We start from the raw sequence: 25,340 nt of genomic DNA on the forward strand, positions 1-25,340 counted from the left end.
GAGTTCAGCGGTAAATGAAATTATATCAGCGATTTTCAAGATATATCGACTTACCGACAAAAATCATCAAATATAGCAACCTATATGAAAAAAGCGAACCACTCAGTGGCTCGCTTTTCTTTCTATTACTTCTTCTTCACCGGTATCCAAAGTTCAATTTGAGCGAACTCACTTTTATCTGCATGGGAACGCTCATCGTATAGTTCAAACTCATTAACACCGCAATGTTCGTATCCTGAATGCGGGAACCATTCTGAGAATACAGCATTCCACGTTTGGTGAATAGACGATACCATTTCTTCATGAGGGACTTTCGGCGTTGTAAATACAGCATATGTCGCTGCTGGGAAAGTACGCTTCGCAACTCCATTTGGTACATTTTCAAATCCTGTAACTTCCATTCCAATTATATAAGTGAAGTCCCCTGTTTCTAAATTAAAATCAGTACATAATCCAAGCTCTACCCATTGGCTCGTATCTTTACGATTCGGAATTGTCGTTCCAAGATCTTTCTGTAAATATTCTTGCCAAAATGCTGGGATGTCTTGATGGTTTTTCCCTTCTTTACTTGTCGTCTTCAGCTCATAACCCGCCACTAAAAATTCTGGTTTATTTACAATACGATATTCCATTTGTATGCCTCCTAAATACGGATTTAATTTTCTTTGCTTTACATTCACGCTGTAATACATCGGTGTTTCAATTTCTTGTTTTCGATATTCACTCGGTGTCATTTGAAATATTTTTTTAAAGGCTCTCGTGAACGTTTCATGAGATTGAAAGCCATGCTCAAATGCAATATCAATAACTTTTTCATCCGTATGAGAAAGTTGATAAGCTGCCCGGGCTAACCTCCTCTTTCGAACATACTCCATTACTGTATCACCTACTAACGCCTGAAATACACGATGAAAATGCGACTCAGAAAAACCTGCAATACGCGCTAAATTACGCAGCGTCTGTTTTTCCATTACATCTTCTTCAATATAATCAATTGACCTTTGAATTTGTGTCTCATAGCTTTCCATCTCTGTTCACCCGCCTTATATGTATTATGATAAAAGAGAATCCTATCCAATTCTTGACGTTTTTTACTATAATTTCATGAAAAATTGTAACTTTTTTATATGTATTTCGTTGTTATGTATGAAGGGAGGGAAATGTAGTGAAACGCAAACAATCATTAGAAGAAATTTACTCCGAACATATGCAAGATTTATTTCGCTATCTTCTCTCCCTAACCGGAGATTCCCACTACGCGGAAGATCTCATGCAAGAAACATTTTACCGAATGCTCGTCCATATTGACTATTATAAAGGAGAAGAAATTAGGCCGTGGTTATTTACAATTGCCTACAACGCCTTTATCGATTGGTATCGAAAAGAAAAAAGATATAAAACAACGACAATTACAGAATTCCATTTACCAAACGTACCAAGTACAGAGCACTCTTATTTCGTAAAACACGAGATTGCTAGTTGGTTAGACAGTTTATCTTCTCTTCCCCTTGAAAGAAGAAATGTATTACTACTACGAGATTACTACGGATTCTCGTATAAGGAAATAGCAGAAATGACCGGTCTCTCACTAGCGAAAGTGAAAATTGAATTACACCGGGGACGAAAAGAAACGAAAATCATAAAGGAGTGATAGAGATGGGTTGTACAGAGTTTAAAAAACTATGGGAGAAGTACGAAAACGGAACGCTCACGCATGATGAACAAGAGCAGTTAGAAAGTCATATTGAGACATGTGAAGAATGTGAAGTTTACTTAGATGCGTTGCTTTCGAAGAGTGAACCGATAAAGAAAAGACTACCACCACAAAATCTTAAAGTCCCGTTTTGGAAAATAAAATGGAAACAGCGTTGGCAAACCGTTAGTTTTGTCCTCGCTGTTTGTATAGCAATCTATTTTGTTGGTCATTTTTCATCTTCTTTTTACTTCTATAATATGAAAAAATTAGCTGAAGTAGATGAGATTCCAGCACTCGCTCTAGAAGCGACAATGCCAAATAGTCGTTCCGCTGGAGGAAGTACGAAGGTTAAACCCTTTTTTCGTACAGAAAATGAAATGAATTTATTTAAAACGGTCGGCAAAAAAGAATTTCCAATCGGGACAGTAACAACGCGTAGTTTCTTATCATCTGTAGCTATCACAAATCAACCTTGGGCAAACAGAGCCTATTCAAAAAAACTTTCCTTTGTTCATCCAAAAATCAAGGAAGAAGCTTCTTTGAAAGAATCATCTAAAAAAGTTTGGGATACACTTGGAAAGATACATGAGGGGACCGTTGCAGAAGTAGCGATATCTTTCGATAAAGCTTACACTTTACAAGAAGTCGAATCAATTCTATATAGCGCATTTGAAGCACAAGAAATGCCGCCAACTCCTTTATGGTACGCTTTAGACACAGGACAAGAAAGAATAAATGAAGACGATTTTATCTTGCATAGCGGAGAGGTTATCGGATTTCGAGAACATATAGATCTTCCTGATAGTGAAGCAGAACGACCGAAGACAAATGAAGATAAAGTAATCGAAATGATGCGCATTCTTTCTGAACATAAAAAAACTGTGAGTGAAGCTACTCGGACTTATGAAAAAGAGCTGAACTTAGATAAGCGTTATCAGTATGTAAAAGATAACGGTGTCAAAGTATACGGAATGGTCATTACTGGCCCGTCAAAAGAGTTATTAAAATTACAAAACTCACCTCATATTCGTTATGCGACTCTTGGGGATATCGAGGTTTGGAATTGGTTTGATTATTAATGAGAAAAAGGAGGGCGAGATGCTCTCCTTTTTTAATCCGAAATCACTTTCACATACATCCCTCTCACCGCTTTTTCATAAGCAATTTCGCTCATCTGTCTTATGTTTTCTGATACGACAGACGATGAAACAACTTCACCTTCACGAAGTAATGGAGGATCAATGAGTCGGACTTTATTTTTCTGATACAAATCATAATCGTTTCTATCTTCTTTTACTTTTACATTCGGATGAACTTTTCTTAATAAAGCATGTACTTCTGGATCACTACATTGCTGCAATTTCGAAATTAGCTCATCATCTTCAAGAAGAAAATCATCTGCATGAATAATCCTTTTATGAAGAGCTAACTTTAACGTTTTCGCTAACATATCATTTCCGTAAATATTCATTGGTTTCATAAAGAAATCGATTACTTCTTTGTAATACGTTTCTGTAAACCACTCTGCCATTTCGACACTTTGAAGAACCATTTTCCCCTCTACTGCGATGACATCTTCTAAAAAACTGTGAACTTCTTCTAAAGAAATATACCCATATGTATACATATCTCGTAACGTATAATCCACTCTGTCTGCACATAATTCTGGTGCTGACCTTTCCAGTAACGTCCACTTCGAATCATCTAATAAAATGTCCTCATAGTTATAACCATACTTTGAAAGAATCGCTGGAATTTCTGAGTTTTTCACGACAGAACTAAATATCTCTTCATGATAACTTTCACCCTCATTATGAAAAACGTAATCAATCACGTGTGAAAAAGCAGTATGTGATACGTCATGCAGTAAACCTGCAATTTGCTCTTCTACTGAACCACCTAGTTTTTTCACTAACAACATAACACCAACTGAATGATCAAAGCGTGTTACATTCCATTTCTCATTTATTAAGTAGCTTGCGCCATTTTGATGAATACCTTTTAATCTTTGCACAGACTTACTTAAAATTAATTCTTCTACTACTTGATCCACTTTAAACTCACCGTAAATAACATCTGATATAACCACTTATAATCCCCCTTTATTTCAGCAGAGTCTTCTAATCGTACCTTTTTTATAAAATCGATATCAATATATATTATAGATCTAAATATATTGATATTATATATTATACATGTCTGTTATTTCTGTTATTTCTTTTAATTCATTTTTTATTGAGTGCTCCTTATATGGAGCCTTTTTTTATTGAAAAATATGGGGACTTTCATTCCAAATCGTGAACAGGACGCTAGAAATAAAAACGTACATATTCAGGCAAGAAAAAGGATAACATTGCCAGTTTTATTCTATTTTGATTTAATACAGGTATAGCTATTAAGGGAAAGAGGGGAAACATAAGAAAAATTTTCTTCACCATTCTATTCATCATTATTGTATTAATTAGTTTAGGATATTGGAAATTCTTCACTTTATCTGGGCTTTCAGGTGGTGAAAAGATTCAATCTATCCACTCACCAGATAAAACGTATACTTTACATATATACAGGCATAATGGCGGCGCAACGACTAGCTTTGCTATAAGAGGAGAGCTTGTAGCAAATAATAAAAAATTTATGAACACGAAAAATCTATACTGGAATTATCGTGAAGGAGATGCAACTGTACAATGGTTAGACGATCATACAGTGATGATTAATAAACATAAATTACATGTAGAGACGGACACGTATGATTTTAGAAAAAACTAGTTTTACAATCGTACTCAATACTAGAGAAGCGTTTTTTAACGTACAATGCTTTATAAAATTACTTCCTTGAAAAATATTCAAATCTATTTAATCATATTGCCTAAATACTGATAGATGTAAGGCAATGAATGGAGTTAAAGGTAAAGCAGTTTACAGTTATAGTACGAAAGGTTGGGAATCTATGGACAGTTATTTTCCAAAAATGGGGAAGTTAATTGGTGGATTATGTGTACTTCTCATTTTGCTTTCATCTCTATGGCTTATATGGACTGGGGAAACAAATATTCGTTATAGTGGAGATCATAAGGGCACAATGCCTTTTTGGAACAAGTGGATCCCTGTTATGGTCGGTATACTCCTTGTCCGTTTCTTACCGTTTCATCATAAAAACTATAATCCTCTTCAACAGTTTGAACCAAAGCGCATCATGATTCAAGCTATCGTCTTGTTCTTGAGCGGATCCCTCTTCACAATTAGTCTTCTCACCACGAACTTTGAAGGAATGGAATTACAATTTTGGTTTATGATATTTAAAATTATTTTATTATTATTCACCCCATTTATGCTTCTTTTGTTTTATAAAAGTAACTCCAAAAAAGAACGACCAAAATCTGTAAAAGCAATAGAGAATAATAGATGGTATCGTTTTACACCACTTATTGTCATTATAATCTGGGGTTACTTCAACTTCTTTTCTACATTCTCTACACCTTTTGTTTCAGCTAGAATGGAACCCACGGTATTAATATTAATTTTACTTGTAGGATTTCTTATAAATAGTGTACTTGAAGAGTTTTTTTATAGGGTTTGGTTGCAAACACGTTTGGAATTATTACTAGGTACTTGGCCGGCTATCCTTCTTACATCATTGTTATGGGCGAGCTGGCATATCGCATTACACGGCTCTGGTCATTGGGATATTGATACCGCTACGGTTATTGTGAACCATGGTATCGTAGGTCTATTCCTCGGATATTTGTGGGCACGTTATCGTAAAGTATGGGCAATTATTATTGTCCATGGACTAATTAATGCACATCCACTACAACTAATTGAAATTTCATTCACGTAACGGGCGCGATTGCGAAACAAAAAAGGATTATACATATTAGTCATGTATAATCCTTTTTTCCAATTCAAATCCTAGTAACGGATGAAATTTTCAGCTTAATGCGTGTGTGATTCTACTTCTAAATAAAATTTTATAACACTATTCAAACGTAACTTCCACCTGCACAATCTCAGATCTACTTCCAAGTCGAAGCGGTGGTCCCCAGAATCCGAAACCAGAAGAAACAATCGCGTGGAATGCACCTTTTTGTGCGTATCCCCAGTCTAATTCGTACATTCTTCTCGTTACAATATGATTCGGCGCCATTTGTCCGCGGTGCGTGTGACCGGATAATAGTAAATCCACGCCAGCATCCGCTGCTTGTTTCAACTCAAATGGTTGGTGATCCATTGCGATGACTGGCATGGATTTATCTACCGTACTCATTAAACTTTCAAAACTTTGGCGATCTCGCTCTGTTTTATCTCTTCTTCCAACGATATAAAAATGATCTTCAATTGTAATCACTTCATCTAACAGAATACGAATATCAATCTTATCCATCTCTTGTAAAAATTCTGGAACTGCTCGCCCGTAATATTCGTGGTTTCCTAACACACCATATACGCCTAGTGGAGCTTTCATTTGTTTCATAATTGGCCCCATATTTTTTTGAATGAACACACCTGGATGATCATCGATAATATCACCTGGCAGTAAAATAATATCAGGCTCCATCTCATTTACATGACGGACAAGTCTTTTTAAATGCGAAACGCCAGATAATTTACCGAAATGCATATCAGAAGCCATCGCAATGCGTAAGCTTTTACGTCCCTCTACTTTTTTCGGTATGTGCACCTCGTACTTTCTAACTACTGGGCTATATGCGTTGAATACCCCATATGCAAAAATAAAGATAAACGCAAGTAACACGGCCGTTCCTGTCCAAATAATTGCCGCATCTTTCTCCACTGAAAACTGTAAAAGAAAGACCGTAATATTTGCTAACGGCAATAACATAAGCGCATATTGTATGACCGCAAACCAAATTGAACCTATCGTTCGTAGAAATGGCAAGAACTTAAACACTTGCACGAGAATGTACGCATATGAAATAAAACCGACTACGAAAGCGTAATATCCCCAAGATTCCCAGCCAAACACCGCACTGAGCCAAACCCAACCGTTCCAGCCGATGTAAAACATGAGTAGTGTGTATACAATTAAAATAGTAAATATATTGAAATAACGAAAATTCTTCACAGATAGCCTCCTTCTTGATTTCTTCTATTATATCTTGTTATGCACGTTTAACGTAAATATTAAGCACAGCAATCTTTACAATAAAAACCTCTAACTGCTAGATGCAAATCTAACAATTAGAGGTGCAATTCAAAACAAAATTACTTTTACAGATTTTCGTTATAGAAACTTGTTAATTTTTCAACTGCAATTTTTACTGGTTCTGGTTGGTCGTATAAATCGTAATGACTCGCACCTTTCACAACAAGTAAATCTTTTTTCTCTGATGCTGCTTTCTCATAAAGCTCATGACCATCTTTATAAGAACCGAATGCACCTTGCTTGCTGCCAACAATAATTTGCAACGGCTGTGTTAATAACGTGTCTGCTAAATGGAACGCATCAAAACCAATTACCGATCCCATGCTCGTAAAGTTTAACTTATTTGGAGAGTTAACACTTTGCCCTCGCGGTGTTGTATAGTACTCAACTGCTTCTACAATATCTATATCCGTCATACTTGCTGCCTTTAATTCCTCCTGATTTTTAGGAATCCAGTTCGTAATCATCGCCTCTGCTCCGCGTGCTTCAGCAGTACGTTGTTTACCAATCGCCTCTAACACCCCAATCGGATCAGCTTCACGATTTAATCGGCCGATATTTGCACCAACAACCGTGCCAACTGCTTTAATACGGCGCTCTGTCATTGCAGCACTTACTGCATATCCTCCGCCCGCACAAACACCTAACACACCGATACGTTCTTCATCTACATAAGGAAGAGTAGTTACATAATCTACCGCTGAGCGAATATCTTCAACGCGCGCAGCTGGTTCTTCAATATATCTCGGTGCACCTTCACTTTCACCTTGATACGATGCATCAAACGCAAGCGTTACATAACCTTGTTCTGCTAACTTCTCCGCATACAATCCTGCTGTTTGATCTTTACAGCTACTACCTGGATGCACACAAACAATCGCTGCATTTTGTTTCTTTTCCTCCGCACCTACAGGGATATTTATAATACCTGCAACTTGTAACCCTCTTGCATAAAAACGTACACTTTTCTTCGTAACTGCCATATATAAAACCACCCTTACTTTATTTTCAATTTACACTTGTGAGAGTTAATACTCACGTGTATATTTATAATAAAGCGAGCAACCACTTGTTTCAATGACCACATTTACACATTTGGGCGATAATACACACATAAAGAAATATGTGTATCAATAACGGAGGAACATCATATGGAGAAAATCGATAGAAGAATTATAAAATCACAAAACGCCATTCAATCCGCATTTATCGAAATGTTAATTGAAGATGGCTTTGACGAAATTACAGTAAAAAACATTACAGAAAAAGCAAACATCGGAAGAAAAACTTTCTACCTACACTACCTAGATAAATACAATTTATTAGACAAAATTGTGGACGATCATTTAAATCAATTAAGAGAAATATGCGATATAAAACAAACAAAAGGCTATATAGAAGGAACTGTCATATGGTTTGAATACTTCAAAGAACATAAACCATTTTTCGCAGCGTTATTTAGAAGCAACAGCACATTATTATTTCAAAAGAAGTTCCTAACGTTCATCATGGGGGAACTAGAGAAAAAACTAAACACGAATACGTCAGTAAATAAAAACATTGATAAACACATCGTTTTAAAATTTTTAGGAACAGCTGTCATGGGCATTCTAGAATCTTACGTGTTGGATGAGATTGATAATGATGTTGAGTATGTTGCGACGCAAGTTGGGGAGTTGATGAGGAGGAATATATAACAATGCAAAAAGGAAAATTTGAAGTTCAAATTTTCCTTTTTTATTTATGCTAAATCTAGTATACGTTTTAATTTATTTCTTCAACTTATCCGTCTTCGCAATAAATTGTGCTGCTTCCGCGCGGCTTACCGCTTTATCTGGAGCCCCGCCATTATCTGTTCCAACTGAAATGTTTTCTTGGATTAAAATATTGGCATACTTCGCACCCCAATGATTGTTTAAGTCAGCAAATTCTTTTGGTAGTTTCATATTTTCATTTGTTTGCTCTTTATAAGTTTTAAAAATAACATCGTATGTATCAGCTACTTTTATATGAATATACGCAACACAACCACTTTATTGATAATAATTATCAATAAAGCACAAAAAATATCATTTCCTACACAAATACGCCTTTCGCTCATTTTTAAACAGTAAATAATGTGCCGTATGAACTTTCCGTTCTAAATAATCGATAGAATACGAGCTTGATGGATCGACTAAATCACCTATCGCACCTGAAAGATGATCGATTACTTGCGGCAGTATTTCTAAGTTTTTCTTCTCACTTTCAACGTTCATTTCATCCATAATGTCACAAATAAGGTATTGAACTCTCCGTAAACGTAATTCCTTTTTCTCCACGTATATCTCCTCCTTATTAGTCATATTACGGTTTAAATATATGGGGCTATAGCTTAACCAATTCTAAAAAATATAAAGGCAACCACCTTCGTAAAGATGGTTGCCCCCATTTTTAAACTTGCATCGCTTTTTCTTTTAACGCTCTTCTTAACAATTTACCCGTCGTATTCTTCGGCAATTCTGTTAAAAATTCGATACTCATTGGCACTTTATATTTTGCTAAATGTAACGTGCAATAATGCATAAGTTCTTCTTCTGTTACGTTAGCTTGTTTCAGAACGACGTAAGCTCGCACTGCTTCTCCTAAGTTTTCATCAGGAACACCGATTACGACAACTTCTGCTACGGATTCGTGTGTATATAACACTTCCTCTACTTCACGAGGGTATACGTTATAACCGCCAACTAGGACGATATCCTTTTTACGATCAACGATATAGAAGTAACCTTCTTCATCCCTTTTCGCTAAGTCTCCTGTATACAACCAGCCGTCCTTTAATGTCGCTGCTGTATCTTCTGGCGCGTTATAATATCCTTTCATAACGTTAGGCCCGCGAACAATTAATTCACCGACTGCGCCAACAGGTACTTCTTCCCCAAGTTCGTTCACAATTTTATTTTCTACATGCCAAATATTTGTACCGATCGACCCAGGTTTACGCGGACGATCTAATGGGTTAAAACAAGTAACTGGTGATGCTTCTGATAAACCGTATCCTTCTGAAACGATTACGTCAAAACGTTTTTCAAAGTTTTGCAGAAGAGCAACTGGCATTGACGCACCACCTGAAATACAAAGGCGAAGCGTCTTCACATCTTCTGCGCTTGCTTCTTCAAATAAATATAAATAATTGTACATTGTCGGCACACCAGCAAAAATCGTTGGTTCGTACGTGCGACAAATACGGAATACTTCTTTCGGGCTAAATTTCGGTAACATTAAAATAGTTGCCCCGTTCACAATTGGCGCATTGACCGCCACTGTTAAGCAAAATACATGGAACATCGGCAGTGCCGCAACGACGCGATCATCAGCCGTATATTGTAAATACGACGCCACATCGCTCGCATTACTATATAAATTTTTATGTGTTAACATCGCACCTTTTGGTTTTCCAGTCGTGCCTGAAGTGTATAGAATAACCGCTACATCTTCTTCATCTAGTTCTGGGCCTTCGTAAGTTAAATCTCCAGCCCCTATCATTCTCGTAAACGTTTTCATTTTTTCGGTTTCTGTATGGTTAAAATCTGATGAGGTTTCGCATATGATGATATTTTCAAGTGAAGGAAGTCTTGTTGTAAGAGATTGTATAACAGGTAGAAGGACGTCGAGTACGATGATTGTTTTTACATCTCCATTTTGTAAAATATAATGCATTTCGTCTGCTGTATAAATTGGATTAACTGGAATGACAGTTGCTCCAGCTTTCATTGTTCCGTATAAACCGACCAAAAAATGTGGTGAGTTTCCAACAACTAATGCGACATTGTCCCCTTTTCCAATGCCCATTTCTGCTAAATTGCTAGAAAACCTTGTGACCATTTTGTTTAATTGGTCATACGAGACCGACTGATCCATAAATATATAAGCCGGTTTATCCCCCTTCTTTTTCGCCGTTTCAGCCAAAGATTGAACGAGATTCACACAAACCCCACCTTTATAAAATTTAGAATATTTAAAAATTCTAAATTAATTATATTAAAAGAAAATTAAAGTAGCAAGTGATATTCCATTAACTGCATATACAACGATCACCTCCTGTTGATTCACTTTGGAAAGATAAGGGAATTCTATTCACCTACACATTATGAAACTAAGGCTAAAATCATTTCAGGATAATATGCACTCATCTTTTCACTAAGTTTTTCTAGTTCCTCTTTATTCAAGCTCGTATGCTCTCCATACAAGTTGATTGCATCCGCTCCATTTTCATGAAAGAACAATGTAACATACAATGTCGGTAACCCTTTATTGTCATCTATCGAAAAGACAAGATCTGGTGTTTTATTCACAGTGCTAAACGTTTCATTCCTTTTCCATTTCTTATTTTTAAACATAGTTTGTATATCATCTATCTTTCGTTTGTTATCTGTATGCGTAAAATATATGACATTATCCTTCGCAGGCTTTCCAATAGATAAAAGTGTTCGACTTGAGGACGTTTCATCGTTACAAGCTGTCATTCCGATGACAAAGCTGAGCAATAATACGACGTACATTACCCTTTTCATTTCGATCCGCCTCCTTTTGAATATATATATTCCTTTACGAGGGGCAAATGTCCTGTGATTTTATGGTGAATGAAATTATATCGATGTTTTTTTGAATATATCGATTTACCGACAAAACGTGACAATCTACGCAAAAAGAAAGAGGCTGCCAGTTACGGCAGCCTCCCTTATTTTTAGAAGAATAAATGTAAGAAATCTTCTGTTGTAATATTACCGAAGTAACGTGCGATATCTACACCTTCTAAAGCTACAGTGAATGCATCTTTATCAAACTGTACGCCTGTTAGACGCTCTTCAATGTCATGCACATCTAGTGATCCGAAGAAGTCACCGTAAATTTTACATTCTGTTACTGTTCCTTTTCTCACTTCAAGACGAACGTCAACTTGTCCAACTGGGAAGCGGTGTGAATGTTGTAAGTTGAACTTCGGAGATTTTCCGTAGTTCCAGTCCCAATTTTGGTAACGTTCTTCAGAAAGTTTATGGATCTCTTTCCAATCATTTTCTGTTAATTCATACGTTGGAATTTCTGTTTCCCCTTCGAAAATTGTTTCTAGAAGAAGTTGTCTAAACTCTTCTGTCGTCATTTTTTCGTTTAAGAATTCTGTAATGTTCGCAACGCGGCTACGGATTGATTTAATGCCTTTTGATTGAATCTTATCCATTTTTACTTTTAACGCTGATACGACGTGATCGATTTCAGAATCAAATAGTAACGTACCGTGACTGAACATACGACCTTTCGTTGAGAACTGCGCGTTACCTGAAATTTTTCTGCCTTCAGCTAAAATGTCGTTACGACCACTTAGTTCTGCATTTACACCTAATTTACCAAGCGCTTTCGTTACAGGTTCTGTGAATTTTTTGAAGTTGCTGAAACTGTCTCCATCATCTTTCGTAATAAAGCTGAAGTTTAAGTTTCCTAAATCATGATATACTGCGCCTCCGCCTGATAGACGACGAACGACATGAATTCCTTGTTCTTTTACGTAATCTGCATTAATTTCTTCTACTGTGTTTTGGTTTTTACCAATGATAATCGAAGGTTTGTTAATGTAGAACAGTAAATATGTTTCGTTAATATCTAAATTCTTCACACAATATTCTTCAATTGCTAAGTTTATTCTAGGATCTGTAATCCCTTTATTATCAATAAATAACATCATATCACCTCATGAGTTCCAAATGTAACCACTATGCGCTAGCGTAATGTGGCCACTGAAAATTTGTTTTGCTTCTGTTACTAAATCAGATGTGTTGCCTGTATGTGGTAAGTGCGTTAATAAAAGTTCTTTTACATTCGCATCTTTCGCAATACTTGCTACTTCTGTACTATTCATATGCCCTGCTTTTGCAGCTTCTTGATGTGCATACATATTACACTCACAAATGAAAAGATCAGCATCTTTTGTGAATGGAATAAATTCAGGAATATAACTGGAATCAGCGCTATATACTACAGCGTCACTACCAGCTGTAATACGCATCGCAAAGCATGTAACAGGATGAACAGTTTTTAAGAATGAAATCGAGAACGGTCCAACTTGAAGTGTTTCTTCTGGGTTGTACGCGATTCCTTTCGTATGTGGTTCATGCGTTAAAGAATGGAATCCATTCTCGTCAAACGTATGACCGTATATTGGTAATTCCGGTAGTTGTCCCTTTGTCGCACTCGTAATTAATCTCGCATATTGCAATACCCCAATGTCTGCAACATGATCATGATGATAGTGTGACAGTACAACTGCATCTATATCAGATGGTGTTATATATTTTTGAAGCTGTGCTAGTACACCACTACCACAGTCGACAAGTAAACGAAAACCATCGTGTTCAAACAAATACCCCGACGTTGCTTCTCCCGCTTCTGGAAAGCCGCCCCAAAAGCCGACAACAGTCATTTTCATATGTATCCATCCTTTCTAAAACCGAGTAGGAATGCATGTTTCACTTACATTCTACATTGTTAACTATAATCCATTTCCTAAACTTTTTCATTAATTTTCATTTTGTTATAAAACAGTTGTTGACTTTTGTTTTTTGTACTAATACAATGATAGTAAGAAATGGAAATGGAGGGATTGACATGATCGATCAACCAATGGAGTTTTTCAGAAATTTACCGACGAAAACTTGTGCGCACTGTGGGAAAGAAATTGATGAGCAGCACGAAGCATACCATAACAAATGTGATGACTGCGTTCACGAAGAATAGTAATTTATGAACATAAAAAAACCTAGCAGACATAGTCTACTAGGCTAATAACATCGTATCCTTCTTCATCGTTGAACCTTTCACCAAGAGCTCCAATTCAAACTCATACAATTCTTTTTGTCGATAATTTTTCGTATGGATTTTATCCATCATCAGGTCGACAACTTTTCGGGCCATCTCATCGATTGGCTGTTCAATTGTCGTAATACCTGGCTCAGTAATCTGTGATAATATTTGATTATCAAAACCGATAACAGCGAGATCATCTGGAATGCTCCAGTCATGGCGTTTTGCCTCTGAAATGATTCCAGCTGCAACCTCGTCGCCTCCTGCCAAAATCGCGGTAGGATTTTTTTTGTCCTTTAATACTTCATGGAATATTCTCTTTCCATCATCCCAAGAGAAAGCGTTTTCAAGAAAATCGATCGCTTCTACTTGGCGGCTCTTCTCAGTTATGGCACGTAAAAAGCCCATTTTTCGCTGCTGACTAACCACTTTGGTTTCGTTACCACGGCAAAAAATAAGATTACGATATCCTTGTTCTAACACATGCTTAGCAGCTATGTATGCTCCTTGCGCATGATCAAACTTCACTGTTGGAACATTTGCTTCCTCAATATATTCATTACATAACACGATTGGACCGTGCTGTAAGTATGGCTCTACATCTTCCCAAGGATTTTCTAGTGAACATAGAATAATCCCATCTACTTGTTTCGTAGATAATAATTGTAAATACTCCATCTCTTTTTCCGGTAAATATCTTGTTTGACAAATAATCAGTTTATATTTATGTTCAGAAGCAGCAATCTCAATTGCTTCGATAAATCTACTGAAGAAAGGATTTGTAATCCTTGGAACTAGCACCGCAATTGTTTCCGTCTTTTGTTTACGAAGCCTTCTCGCCGCAGAATTAGGAACGAAACCTAAATGCTTCATTGCTAATTGAACCCTTTTTTTCTTCTCATCTGAAACATATGGATGATTATTAATCACCCTAGAAACCGTTGTCCTTGATAACCCCGCTAATTTCGCCACGTCCTCTATAGTCGACACGAAATTCTCCCCCTTTGCATGAAAACGTTTTCTTAAACTGATTATATAGTATATTATTGGAAACTGCAATATGGGTTGTTATGATTTTACTATATTAATATTATACATAGGGAAAAGTCTGTTAATGGGAGGAGAGTTTATACTACTTTTAGAAGTTTACAGTAGGCATAAAAAAAGATGTACATAACATTACGTATATACATCAGCTTATTAATACGTCCTTTATAAAATCAAATTTTAATCTATATAAAAACCCATCAATACGTCATCTCCATACGATCCATCTTCATATTTAATTTGTTTTCTTTGTCTTCCTTCTTCTACAAATCCCATACGTTTGTACACCTTAATCGCTCTATCATTAACAGAAACTACGCCTAAACAAATTTTCTCTAAACCTTTCTGCTCTTTAGCCCAACTAATAAGAAATTCAATTAGTTTCGTACCAATGCCTTGATTACAGTACGCCTCCCTAATCCCCATTCCCATTGTACCTGCATGTCGTAAGCGTTCTAGTTCATATCGATTGAAAATTAAAAAGCCAACCACTTTTTTATCTACTTCATAAACTATGTAAAGATTACCTTTTTCATTACTTTTCCGTATCTTTTCTCTTTCTGCATTCATATCATTTGGTAATTTCTTTGGAGATACTATGAAAAACTTTGTAGTAGTTTCCGATAATATAATTTCTTTTCTAATATCTATAATTGATTCTGCATCAACCTCTTTTGCTAACCGTATCATTGAATCACCTCGTACTTTTTCTTTTTAAAAATAATATTACAACTATAAAACGCTCAATATGCAATATTACATATTGAGAATCTTTTTACTCTTGATACAATATTCATATATCAAAATAAAAGGAATGCATACAATGAATCCAATCTTAACAGCTGCAAAACAACTATTACATAAAGACGAAGTTATTATATCTACTTTAAATTGTTCACTTACTGGCTATATGATTACGCATAAAGTTCCGCATCCAGGCATGCTACTGGCTACTGATAGAAGGCTTCTCTTTTATGGAAAGTCTAAAAATACATTCATTGCCGAATTCGAGTATAAAAAAATTGTATCTATAGAAACGAAGAAAAGAATCTTTGATAAAAAAATAATATTTTACTATGAAGATGAATATATAACGTTAGGATACATTACAAGTTTAAATATTGAAGAGTTCTTAGACTTACTAAAAAAAAATGCACAACTAACTTAAACTCGTAATCAGTGGGGATTTCCCCGCTGATTCATTATTTTAACTCCTCCCACTTCGTCCACACTTCTCTCCCGTTTATACGGTACATATTATCCTCTCGATCCATAAACCCATGCACAATAAACTCGCGTCTAATTGTACAAAAATCATCATGATATTGTTTTATAAATGTATTAATTTCTGTTTCTGTATATTGATTTTCAGTATTTAACTTGCTAACTAAATGCTCTAACAATACTAGTTTTTTCTTCTTTTGACCTGGAATCGATTTTAGGCGGTCCTCTTTATCGAAAAAGTTACGAATCGTTTACGAATCGTCGTATCCCTGAATTTCATTTCACTTTCGGTCATTTTGTTATCCTCCATCTGTTTTTATGTACTAAAACTTTTTATTTGTCTTTACCGTTTTTCTTCATTCTTTCACTTATAACATCCATAAGGTAATACCCGCTAATTAGCACATAGTAAACTAAAAGTATTCCTAGTGCATCTTTCATATTTATATATTTTTCTTTGTGAAACAAGATAGGTGAAAGGGCGTAAACAAGAAAGATGATTAGCGGATTTACGATAAAATAATAAGTAAGATTTCCTCTCATCATATCAGCTCCTCTACCCTATGTTTCTCTGTAAATTGTTGTAATTCCTTTTCACTTTTAATCCTCTCCTCCACACTTTTTTAATTTATTCATCATCTTTATACTTGTAACTTATTATTCAAATCAATAATTTCATATGGTAAATTATGTTATAATTAACTTATACATACTTTGGAGGGTACATAGTGAAAAAAGCTATTATAGTATTAAGCATCCTATATCTGATTTTAACTGTACATACAGGAGCTGTTCTTTTAGGAAAAGAAGATTATAGAAGTGCTATCAATACATTAAAAAAAACGGAAGAAGTCTCTTCATTCCAATCTGCAAAAGACGGTGTAATTTTATTAAAAGGGACGTTAACTACTGCGCAACCTATTACAGAAAAAAAACTTCAAAATAAAGAATTCGCACTCCTTGAAATTAATACGTATAAACGCCGAAAGGCAAATTGGATAAACATTGATACTGAGCAGCATATTGCAAAGCAACTCTTATTAAACAATGAAACTCTTCCTACATTAAAAGAAACCCGTTTTTCAATGGAGCCAATTACACTGTTAGGAAAAGATATTTCTGCCGAAGATTACTCACTAAAAAAGGATGATACTCAATTAACAATTAAAGGTAAGGGCTACCGATATACAGGAATAGAAAACAAATCAGATACTCTTATTTTTGGTATAAAAAAAGGCGATACACTTGAAGGCTATAGTGGCTCAGAAATTCTAATAGGAAAAACAAAAGAGGATATTGCCAGGAACATGAAACTATATACTTTTGCTGAAAGATATGGTCCATTTGTTTGGATTGTAGCTACTATTCTCCTCATAAGTGTTGTTATACACTTGTTCCGTAAAAATAAAAAAACAAATAAAATTTCTCATCCAATAAAATAAAACCGATAAAAAAGGCACCTTTTCAGTGCCTTTTTTATTGGTCTTATTTACGCTTCAACCGATTGGTTTTCCGCAATATTTCTAAATTGTCGTTTGTGCATCCAAGTTAAGGATGCGATTGTTCCAAGTGATAATACCACGATGAAAATCATGAGCATTCCTACGTTTTGCCACATGAAGTTAAAGTCTCCACTTGATACGACTGCTTTCAATCCTGATACAGAGTATGTCATCGGCAACCAAGCATTGAATGGTTGTAAAAACTTCGGAATCAATTCTAGTGGGAATGTTCCAGCACTTGTTGTAAGCTGAATAATTAATGTGATGATGGCAATGAAACGCCCTGCATCACCGAATGCTGTTACTAAACATTGAATTAATGCGATAAACGCTAAACTTGTAACGATGCTAAAGAGTATGAAATACGGAATACTTTGTACTTCTACACCTAATCCGAATAGTAATATAATATCTGCTACTATCGCTTGAATAATACCGACTGATAGTAAAACACCGAACTTACTAATAAACCAGCTAAATCCTGATTTCGGAACGCCGACTGTATCACGTAATGGATATACGATTGATAGTAGCAATGCCCCAACGAATAAACCGAGTGATAAGAAATATGGTGTGAATCCTGTTCCGTAGTTTGGAACTTCCGCCATTTTCTCCGTCTTCACTTTTACAGGACTTGCAAACATATCATACGTTTTATCGGTTCCTTTTACTTCACCCGTTTTCTCTGCCCCTTCGCCAAGTTTCTCAGCAAGTTCACCTGAACCGTCGTTTACTTTTACGAGGCCATCTGTCACTTTTCCTGAGCCGTCTGCTAGTTTATTTACGCCGTCGATTAGCTGGGTTGAACCAGTTGATAATGTACCTAAGCCTGTTGTTACTTGACCGGATCCATCTGCTAATTGCGTTATTCCGCCTGACATTTGGCCCGCTCCTGCAGATAATGTATCTAAACCACCTGTTACTTGGCTTGAGCCATCCGCTAATTTCGTTACGCCTCCAGATAATGTGCCTAAACCGCCTGTTACTTGGCTTGAGCCATCCGCTAATTTCGTTACGCCTACAGATAATGTACCTAAACCGCCTGTTACTTGGCTTGAGCCATCTGCTAATTGATTTACTCCACCTGCCATTTGGTTTGCTCCTGCAGATAATTGACCTAAACCGCCTGTTACTTGGCTTGAGCCATCTGCTAATTGATTTACTCCGGCAGATAATTGACCTAATCCTGCTGTCACTTTTCCTGAGCCGCTTTGTAATTGTGTTACGCCATCAATTAATTGAACCGATCCATCTTTTAATTTATCAGCACCTATTTTTGCATTATCTAATCCCTCACCAAATCCATGAAACTTACTAACAAATTCATTTTGTGCGTTCGTTAGTTTCTCAACACCACCCGCCAGAGTTTTCACCCCTGCTGGATTTGGTAATTGTTTTTGCACTCCATTTGTTGTTTGATGTATTTCGCCTGTTAATTGTTTTACTTCTTCATTTAATTTATTTGTTCCACCTGCTACTCCGGCAGCTTTTTGCTGAACTGTCGCTGTACTTTTTACAGCACTTGTTATGAATGGTTGTAACTGCTCTTGATATTCTTTTGGTAAACTTTCAATTTGCTTTTGTAAATTCGCTACATCTTGCGCTGCGTTTTTGGCATCTCCTGCTGTTGATTGTGTAAGTTCATTTAACTGATTTACATTCGCCCCAGCTCCATCTATTTTCTCATTTACTGTATTCAATATAGAAGGAACTTTCGACTGCATTTCCTCCAAGCCTGCAGCAGATTTTTGTACGTTACTATTTAAATCTTGCAATCCCTTTTGAATTTCTTTAGATCCTTTTTCTAATTGCCTTTGCCCTTCAGCAAGTTTTCCCATACCATTTGATAAATCAGTTGTTCCTGTTTTTAATTCACCGGATTTACTTACTAATTGGTTCAAGCCACCGGTCACTTTCTCAGATCCATCACGCAATTCACCCGTTTTGCTATTTAACGTATTTAAACCTGCTGTTATTTTTCCGGAACCATCTACTAATTTTCCGATACCTGTTTGCATCTCACTTGTTTTGCTATTTAACGTATTTAAACCGTCTGTTACTTTTCCGGATCCGTCTACTAATTTCCCGATACCCGCATTGCTATTTAGTGCATGTAAACCATCTGTTACTTTTCCAGATCCGTCTACTAATTTCCCGATACCTGCATTGCTATTTAATACATGTAAACCGTCCGTTACTTTTCCGGAACCATCTACTAATTTTCCGATACCTATTTGCATCTCACCTGTTTTGCTGTTTAACGTATTTAAACCATTTGTCACTTTCCCAGATCCATCAAATAGTTTCCCTACTCCATCCTTCATCTCCCCAGACTTCCCTTGCAGTGTATGAAGGCCATCCGTCACTTTACTTGAACCATCCTGCAGCTCACTTGATCCGTCGTGTAGTTTATTTGCCCCTTCTGCTCCATCTGCTAATCCTTTTGAGACGTCTTGAATGGAATCAAACATTTTCTCTGCATATGTTTTCGTTAACGTACTTGATACTTCACCTTTAATTTTTTCAATGGCTGTTCCGCCAATTTGTGAAGATAAGAAGTTTAAACTTTCGTTTGGAATGTATTCTAAGTTTAATGGTTTTGGATCATCTTTTAATAACGTTGTAGCGTTACTTGAGAAGTCATCTGGAATGCGTACTAACATGTAATACTTTCTACCTTCCATTCCTTTTTTCGCTTCTTTTTCACTTACAAATTCCCATTTAAAACTTGTATTATCTTTTAAGTTATCAACGAGCCCTTTTCCGACCTCAATTGGTTTCCCATCAAATACTGCACCTTTATCTAAATTGACTACCGCAACTGGTAAATCATCTAACTGTTTATACGGATCCCAAAAGGCCCATAAAAACATACCTGCATATAAAATTGGTACGAATAAAACCGCGATAATTGGAATTAATATTTTTTTACTTTTTATAATTTGTGTGAACTCTTTACGAAGTAACTGATTTCCTTTCATCATTTCTCCCCCTTTTTCAAAATGACCAAAATGTTCATTTGGTCATTTTCACCCAAATAAAAAGGCTATACTTATTCATACATATGCCTTATCCCCGAATTTATACTATGCAACTGTTCCTTACTATGAAGTAAATATGTCTATTATCCCTCCTAAAATAAATATATGACCATTTTGTTCAAGTGGTCACTTTTTATAATAATAAAAGGATTATCTTAGTTTGACAATCCTTTTAATAAATAAAGTTCAAATAATTCTGCGATTTTTTCTTTTTCTAACGGTTTATGATTTTTTTCCCAATCAAAAATAAGCGATACGTATAAGCGAAGCATAATAAATGCTGTAATTTCTGGATCACATTTGCTAATTTCACCTTTTTCAATCGCAATCTTTAAATACGATTGAATGACAGAAACGATTTCCACATCTACTTGTTGCATCACTTCTTGTACTTCTTTCGTTCCCATATCACGCTCTTCTTGAATTAACTTAATCATGAGCTGATGTTCTTTTCTGAATTCTAATATGCTATATAATGCTCTATGTACATTTTCAAAAAATGAAACATCTGAACGAATTGCATGTTCTGCAACTTGCTTCATTTCTGTAATTAAATTAGAAATAATTTCACCAAATAGCTCTTCTTTATTTTTGAAAAAAGTATAAATCGTTCCTTTTCCTACATTCGCTAACTTCGCTACTTGATCCATCGTTGTTGCTTTATAACCGAACGCTGAAAAAGACTTTGTTGCAGCTTCAATAATAGAACGCTTTCGATCTATTGCCACATCGTCACCTCCAAAAATGACCAATTGGATAATATAGTCAATCAGTACATCTTTGATATTACCACACGCTTACATTCTATACAAGTTCTCTTTTTTATTATTTCCAGTATAAAAAATTCCAGTCAAGTTATATCATACTGTCCATAGTGTATCAGAAGAAAAGAGAAAAGGAAAAGGTGTTCTTGAGATATACATCTCAAGAACACCTTTTTACTATTTCAACATAGAAAGCATAACCTTCTCTAACTCTTCTTTATTTACATTCTTATCGAATACTGCTTCTCCTGGGTTCTCTAAACTATGATTAATAATAACGATTTGGTATGCACTATTTTTCCCTTTTGCTGGAACGATCAGCTTCATACCTTGTAAATTACTATCCGAGTTATGGGTCGCATAGAATATTTGATTACCTTCTAATTCGTACTGTTCAATGTTTTCTTCTACAGCAAACAAAGCATGGAATGGATCTTTACTTTCTCCAAACACTTGTGATTGATAAGTTGTATAGTTTCCTTTTCCGTTTGTATACTCTAATTCAATAATTAACTCAGGTCTTCTCTTAATAAAATAACTTACCTTTTCATCCTTCAGATTGTATCCTTCAATTGTGTAAGTTGGCTTCTTAATTTGAAAATCGACATGTTGTTGCGCTTCCTTTACCGTATAATTTAAAGATTCGTATACTTTGTCATCAAATGGTTTTGACTGATCATAAAGTGCATATAATTTTTCACGATCAGCTTCTGTTAAACGTTCTTCTCTAAAAAATATTGACTCGTAATCAGAATCTCTCGGAGCACCTTTTTTCTGTATATTAATAATTTCTTTATATAATTTTATGTACTGCTGGAACTCATCTTTTGTTAAAGCCTTTTCAGCTAAATATAAGTAATCTGTCTTTTGTTCATACACTCTTGCTGAATAACGATATTCTTTTTTCGCATTTTCTTCTGTACCAAATAACATATCTACTGCACTTTGATAAGCATCTTTCGACTGCTCTACTTTATCCTCTTGTTTTTCTTGCCCTTCCGTTGCACGTGCGTTGAATAAAGAAAGGGATGCTATAGCAACTATCGCAATAACTCCAAGTAAAGAAAGACGATACGATTTCTTTTGGAACTTTTTAATCATAACGATTCTCCTTTTTAGTGTTCGTTTATTTCTACTTAAACTTGCTAGACTTGGGGCTTGATAGGAATAATGTTCTAAAAGGGTAATAATTGTATGACCGTATGCAATTTGCTCCTCTTTATCTATAAAAGTAAGCGCATATGCATCACAGGCTAATTCTTGATCTTCTCGCATACAGAAATAGGCGTACCAAAGAATCGGATTGAACCAATTTAATAGGAGTAAACTATACATCATCCAATTTATCGCTACGTCATTTCTCTTAATATGAGCTAACTCATGATAAAAGACATATTGTAATTGTTGCTCATTTAATACTTTCATATGTTTTTTTGATAGTAATACTTTTGGGCGTAAGAAACTAAACACAGTTGGACTCGCAATCTTTCCTGCTAAACGTAATGAAACTGCCTTCTTCATTTTCATAGACTGCTTACAGCGGTTAAACACTGTAACGACCTGTTCATCCGTAATATCCGGTTGTTTCTTTATGTACGAATATAACCGTCTATTTGTAATAAACGTTATGACTACTAATATGATTACCCCAGCTAACCAAACATATAGAGCGATTTTGTATAAAGAAAATGCAGTCTGTTGTTCCGCATTTGTACTTACTTTCTGCTCGCTATTTTTTGTTACAATTTTAGAATTTGGTTCTAATTCCACTGTATGTTTCATCTCATTATTCACTGTATTCTCAGGTGAAGATGTATTTTTGGGAATAACTTCCGACACACTAGAACTATAAGAAAGTAATGAATAAATGCTATAAGAGCTATCTGGTGACCATGGTAAAAGAAGTCTTATCATTAGTACGATCCACAGCATATATTGCCACCGGGGCGTTAATTTATTTCTAAATAGCACTTTTATACATAGAATAAATCCAACTAATATACTGGCCATAAGTGACGTTTCTATAAGCCAATCAAAAAAGTGAGAAAGATATACATTTATAAGCACGTCCATCATTGTTATCTATCCTTCCTCTTGTTCTCCTCAGTCTTCTCATCTAAAATGCGTTTCAGTTCATTAATATCATCTGAAGACAGTTTTTCCTCTTTTAAGAAATTAACAAGTAATGGTTTAAACGCTGCGCCGCAAAAACGCTTTAGCAAAGATTTCGTTTCAACTTGTAAATAATTATCTTGTGATACTAACGGATAATAAGCATACATACGCCCTTTATCTTGATGGTAAGAAACGGCTTCCTTTTGTACTAACCGATTAATTAATGTCCGGATTGTTTTCGGTTTCCAATCCATTGCATCTTCCAGTTCTTCTATAATTTCATTCGCTGTTTGTGGAGATTTCGACCAAAGTACTTTCATAATTTCTAATTCTGCTTCAGATATTTTAGGTAATTGATTTGTCATAGTATATTTCACTCCCTTGTATTACATTTGTAATCTATAACTAAGATTACAAATGTAATACTTAATTGTCAACCAAATTTTAGAAAAAACTAATTTCAACTAAACCTTACTTAACAACAACAAATTCCCCTTTTTTCAAATAATCAAATAAAAAAACCAAGAAAATCTTTACATTTAATAGTAATATAGAAAATAGACAAGTTTATCAAAATAGTGGAGGCTTTTTCAGTCATGATGCGTGCGCTTCGTTTAAATATAAAGCAAGCTTTTTGTAATCGTGTTTCTTTAATTATTATGTTTAGTGGATTCGTTCTTATTTGTATTTATCACTATTATTATGTAATTCGTTATTTAGGAGATCCAGCGAGTGGACCTATTTCAACAGATATGAAATGGATTGGATTTCACGACAATGAAATGGACGTTTATTTGTTATTAATGCCAGTTATTGCGAGTTTTCCCTTTAGTACAAGTTACAATTCGGATAAGTCAGATGGTTTTAAACCGTTTGTGAGTAAGGGGATTTCTATCTTTACTTATTCAGTAACGAAATATATCGTTACGTTTTTTTGCGGAGGATTTCTTTATACGCTTCCATTCATCTTATCATTATTATTTTGCAAATTAACCATTCCAGACGGAGAACCTACAGCTGGTTCAGGCATCATAAATGATGAGGGAATGTTCGCAAATCTATATTTTGATGCACCTCTCACTTACATTACTGTATATATCGGAATTAATTTTTTATTTGCAGGTTTAATGGCCCTTTTAGGACTTGCTGCATCTGTATGGTCACAAAAGGACTATATGGCAATTCTCTTTCCATTTGCAGTTGCCTCCATTCCGTACGTCCTGCTAAATACAATACTTCCTTCAATAGGCGGAGCACCTTTTCATTTATATGATCCGAAACAACCATTGCAAGGCATGTCACCGTATATTTTAACGATGCAATGTACTTTCTTCCTTCTCGTTAGCTTATTTATGTATATACAAGGAGTAAAACGGGATCGAAAAAAATATAGAAGAAGACTGCAAAAAAGAGATCGGTGTAGAAAAGCGTTCCAAGCAATTTCAGACTAAATGATGATATGAATAAGAGCGTAATTCCCTAATTTAGCTTAGAGAATTACGCTCTTATTCTCATTTACATTTATCAATCTTATATTTTCAATACTCATATAATCATCCCCCCTTTACGGCGTACCTGCCAATCCCCATAAAATAACGACCGCCGCAAAATAAATCGCTTTAATACCTACAACTGAACATAATAAAATAATTGCATATTTACTTAATTCTCTTCTTGCACCTATTAAAGTAAAAATCACTGCCAAACTAAATGTTACATAGGACGATGCTGTATGTATTAAGTTATACGTAATGTCCAAATTTTGAGTAAGTCCTGTTATCTCCGCTACAAATTGGAGCATGACAATTGTACTAAAAAATATTGCAAGCTGATTCATTAACTTTCCATTTATTCCTGCTTGCATCTTTAACCTCCTTGTTAAAAAACTGAATTTTTAATCAATTTTAACATGATTTTTACAGAAAAAGAACGCTTAGTATATTAAGCGCT

General features: G+C 35.4%; 26 protein-coding genes and 2 pseudogenes. 9 read left to right on the forward strand and 19 right to left on the reverse strand.

Translation table 11 applies throughout. From position 1 onward, the window contains the following. Positions 1-125 precede the first annotated feature (125 nt). A complete protein-coding gene (locus tag FS802_RS08270; protein ID WP_046956984.1) occupies positions 126-1,028 on the reverse strand; it encodes an AraC family transcriptional regulator in 903 nt (300 codons plus the stop codon). A gap of 137 nt (positions 1,029-1,165) precedes the next feature. Between FS802_RS08270 and FS802_RS08275 the strand changes: the two genes are divergently transcribed. After that, positions 1,166-1,651, forward strand: coding sequence for an RNA polymerase sigma factor (locus FS802_RS08275; protein ID WP_098720265.1), 486 nt, complete (start codon positions 1,166-1,168; stop codon positions 1,649-1,651). 5 nt (positions 1,652-1,656) lie between these two features. Next, a complete protein-coding gene (locus FS802_RS08280) occupies positions 1,657-2,775 on the forward strand; it encodes an anti-sigma factor (protein WP_098654808.1) in 1,119 nt (372 codons plus the stop codon). 32 nt (positions 2,776-2,807) lie between these two features. Here the strand turns inward: FS802_RS08280 and FS802_RS08285 are convergent, their stop codons facing one another. Then, positions 2,808-3,785: an HD domain-containing protein gene (locus tag FS802_RS08285; protein ID WP_098654807.1), complete on the reverse strand. Its 978-nt coding sequence runs from the start codon at positions 3,783-3,785 to the stop codon at positions 2,808-2,810. A gap of 326 nt (positions 3,786-4,111) precedes the next feature. Between FS802_RS08285 and FS802_RS08290 the strand changes: the two genes are divergently transcribed. Further along, positions 4,112-4,465, forward strand: coding sequence for a DUF5412 family protein (locus FS802_RS08290; RefSeq protein WP_098654806.1), 354 nt, complete (start codon positions 4,112-4,114; stop codon positions 4,463-4,465). A gap of 181 nt (positions 4,466-4,646) precedes the next feature. Beyond that, complete coding sequence (locus tag FS802_RS08295) at positions 4,647-5,537, forward strand: CPBP family intramembrane glutamic endopeptidase (protein WP_098654824.1); 891 nt, start codon at positions 4,647-4,649, stop codon at positions 5,535-5,537. A 138-nt stretch (positions 5,538-5,675) separates the two neighbouring features. Here the strand turns inward: FS802_RS08295 and FS802_RS08300 are convergent, their stop codons facing one another. Beyond that, on the reverse strand, positions 5,676-6,782 hold the full coding sequence (locus tag FS802_RS08300; protein ID WP_098720267.1) for a metallophosphoesterase: 1,107 nt from the start codon (positions 6,780-6,782) through the stop codon (positions 5,676-5,678). A gap of 146 nt (positions 6,783-6,928) precedes the next feature. Then, the gene (locus FS802_RS08305) at positions 6,929-7,846 is read right to left on the reverse strand and encodes an alpha/beta hydrolase (RefSeq protein ID WP_098720268.1); all 918 of its coding nucleotides are present in this window, start codon (positions 7,844-7,846) and stop codon (positions 6,929-6,931) included. 168 nt (positions 7,847-8,014) lie between these two features. Here FS802_RS08305 and FS802_RS08310 point away from each other — a divergent pair, with 168 nt between their 5' ends. After that, a complete protein-coding gene (locus tag FS802_RS08310; RefSeq protein ID WP_098720269.1) occupies positions 8,015-8,560 on the forward strand; it encodes a TetR/AcrR family transcriptional regulator in 546 nt (181 codons plus the stop codon). 72 nt (positions 8,561-8,632) lie between these two features. On the opposite strand, the pseudogene FS802_RS08315 reads toward FS802_RS08310, so the two are convergent. From FS802_RS08315 to FS802_RS08340, 6 genes and pseudogenes are all read right to left on the reverse strand, one after another. After that, positions 8,633-8,833: pseudogene (locus FS802_RS08315) on the reverse strand (S-layer homology domain-containing protein); the annotation flags it as partial. Between the two features lie 99 nt (positions 8,834-8,932). Continuing rightward, positions 8,933-9,184, reverse strand: coding sequence for a hypothetical protein (locus FS802_RS08320; RefSeq protein WP_144524962.1), 252 nt, complete (start codon positions 9,182-9,184; stop codon positions 8,933-8,935). 112 nt (positions 9,185-9,296) lie between these two features. Next, the gene (locus FS802_RS08325) at positions 9,297-10,829 is read right to left on the reverse strand and encodes a fatty acid--CoA ligase family protein (protein WP_098654802.1); all 1,533 of its coding nucleotides are present in this window, start codon (positions 10,827-10,829) and stop codon (positions 9,297-9,299) included. A 161-nt stretch (positions 10,830-10,990) separates the two neighbouring features. Continuing rightward, complete coding sequence (locus FS802_RS08330) at positions 10,991-11,416, reverse strand: hypothetical protein (protein WP_098654801.1); 426 nt, start codon at positions 11,414-11,416, stop codon at positions 10,991-10,993. A 173-nt stretch (positions 11,417-11,589) separates the two neighbouring features. Next, on the reverse strand, positions 11,590-12,579 hold the full coding sequence (lplA, locus tag FS802_RS08335; protein ID WP_098654800.1) for a lipoate--protein ligase: 990 nt from the start codon (positions 12,577-12,579) through the stop codon (positions 11,590-11,592). A 9-nt stretch (positions 12,580-12,588) separates the two neighbouring features. Beyond that, the gene (locus FS802_RS08340; protein ID WP_098666251.1) at positions 12,589-13,323 is read right to left on the reverse strand and encodes an MBL fold metallo-hydrolase; all 735 of its coding nucleotides are present in this window, start codon (positions 13,321-13,323) and stop codon (positions 12,589-12,591) included. 179 nt (positions 13,324-13,502) lie between these two features. On the opposite strand from FS802_RS08340, the gene yhfH reads away from it, so the two are divergent. Further along, positions 13,503-13,631, forward strand: coding sequence for a protein YhfH (gene yhfH / locus FS802_RS08345; RefSeq protein WP_000567010.1), 129 nt, complete (start codon positions 13,503-13,505; stop codon positions 13,629-13,631). Between the two features lie 39 nt (positions 13,632-13,670). On the opposite strand, the gene FS802_RS08350 is transcribed toward yhfH, so the two are convergent. Continuing rightward, positions 13,671-14,687 (reverse strand): LacI family DNA-binding transcriptional regulator, encoded by a 1,017-nt coding sequence (locus FS802_RS08350; RefSeq protein WP_000103724.1) that lies wholly within the window; start codon positions 14,685-14,687, stop codon positions 13,671-13,673. Positions 14,688-14,924: 237 nt separating this feature from the next. Next, a complete protein-coding gene (locus FS802_RS08355) occupies positions 14,925-15,434 on the reverse strand; it encodes a GNAT family N-acetyltransferase (protein WP_064476871.1) in 510 nt (169 codons plus the stop codon). A gap of 124 nt (positions 15,435-15,558) precedes the next feature. Here FS802_RS08355 and FS802_RS08360 point away from each other — a divergent pair, with 124 nt between their 5' ends. After that, entirely contained in the window at positions 15,559-15,912 is a 354-nt protein-coding gene (locus FS802_RS08360; RefSeq protein WP_142336894.1) for a PH domain-containing protein, read from the forward strand. A gap of 34 nt (positions 15,913-15,946) precedes the next feature. Here FS802_RS08360 and FS802_RS08365 read toward each other — a convergent pair. Further along, positions 15,947-16,263: pseudogene (locus FS802_RS08365) on the reverse strand (DUF2087 domain-containing protein). A gap of 38 nt (positions 16,264-16,301) precedes the next feature. Further along, a complete protein-coding gene (locus tag FS802_RS08370; RefSeq protein WP_002096814.1) occupies positions 16,302-16,514 on the reverse strand; it encodes a hypothetical protein in 213 nt (70 codons plus the stop codon). 182 nt (positions 16,515-16,696) lie between these two features. On the opposite strand from FS802_RS08370, the gene FS802_RS08375 reads away from it, so the two are divergent. Beyond that, positions 16,697-17,410 carry a hypothetical protein gene (locus FS802_RS08375; protein WP_098654797.1) on the forward strand — a complete coding sequence of 238 codons (714 nt, stop codon included), beginning with the start codon at positions 16,697-16,699 and terminating at the stop codon, positions 17,408-17,410. 47 nt (positions 17,411-17,457) lie between these two features. On the opposite strand, the gene FS802_RS08380 is transcribed toward FS802_RS08375, so the two are convergent. The 4 genes from FS802_RS08380 to FS802_RS08395 form a co-directional block, all read right to left on the reverse strand. Next, entirely contained in the window at positions 17,458-20,451 is a 2,994-nt protein-coding gene (locus tag FS802_RS08380; protein WP_098654796.1) for a YhgE/Pip domain-containing protein, read from the reverse strand. 215 nt (positions 20,452-20,666) lie between these two features. Then, positions 20,667-21,239: a TetR/AcrR family transcriptional regulator gene (locus FS802_RS08385; RefSeq protein WP_016088979.1), complete on the reverse strand. Its 573-nt coding sequence runs from the start codon at positions 21,237-21,239 to the stop codon at positions 20,667-20,669. 213 nt (positions 21,240-21,452) lie between these two features. Beyond that, entirely contained in the window at positions 21,453-23,351 is a 1,899-nt protein-coding gene (locus FS802_RS08390; protein ID WP_141545985.1) for a M56 family metallopeptidase, read from the reverse strand. 2 nt (positions 23,352-23,353) lie between these two features. After that, on the reverse strand, positions 23,354-23,755 hold the full coding sequence (locus tag FS802_RS08395) for a BlaI/MecI/CopY family transcriptional regulator (protein ID WP_098654795.1): 402 nt from the start codon (positions 23,753-23,755) through the stop codon (positions 23,354-23,356). 231 nt (positions 23,756-23,986) lie between these two features. On the opposite strand from FS802_RS08395, the gene FS802_RS08400 reads away from it, so the two are divergent. Then, on the forward strand, positions 23,987-24,841 hold the full coding sequence (locus tag FS802_RS08400) for a hypothetical protein (protein WP_098720272.1): 855 nt from the start codon (positions 23,987-23,989) through the stop codon (positions 24,839-24,841). A 113-nt stretch (positions 24,842-24,954) separates the two neighbouring features. Here FS802_RS08400 and FS802_RS08405 read toward each other — a convergent pair whose 3' ends face one another. Further along, positions 24,955-25,254 (reverse strand): hypothetical protein, encoded by a 300-nt coding sequence (locus tag FS802_RS08405; RefSeq protein WP_016088982.1) that lies wholly within the window; start codon positions 25,252-25,254, stop codon positions 24,955-24,957. Between the last annotated feature and the right edge of the window lie 86 nt (positions 25,255-25,340).

Origin of the sequence: Bacillus sp. DE0042 (assembly GCF_007680225.1) — a bacterium.
Lineage (GTDB): Bacteria > Bacillota > Bacilli > Bacillales > Bacillaceae_G > Bacillus_A > Bacillus_A wiedmannii.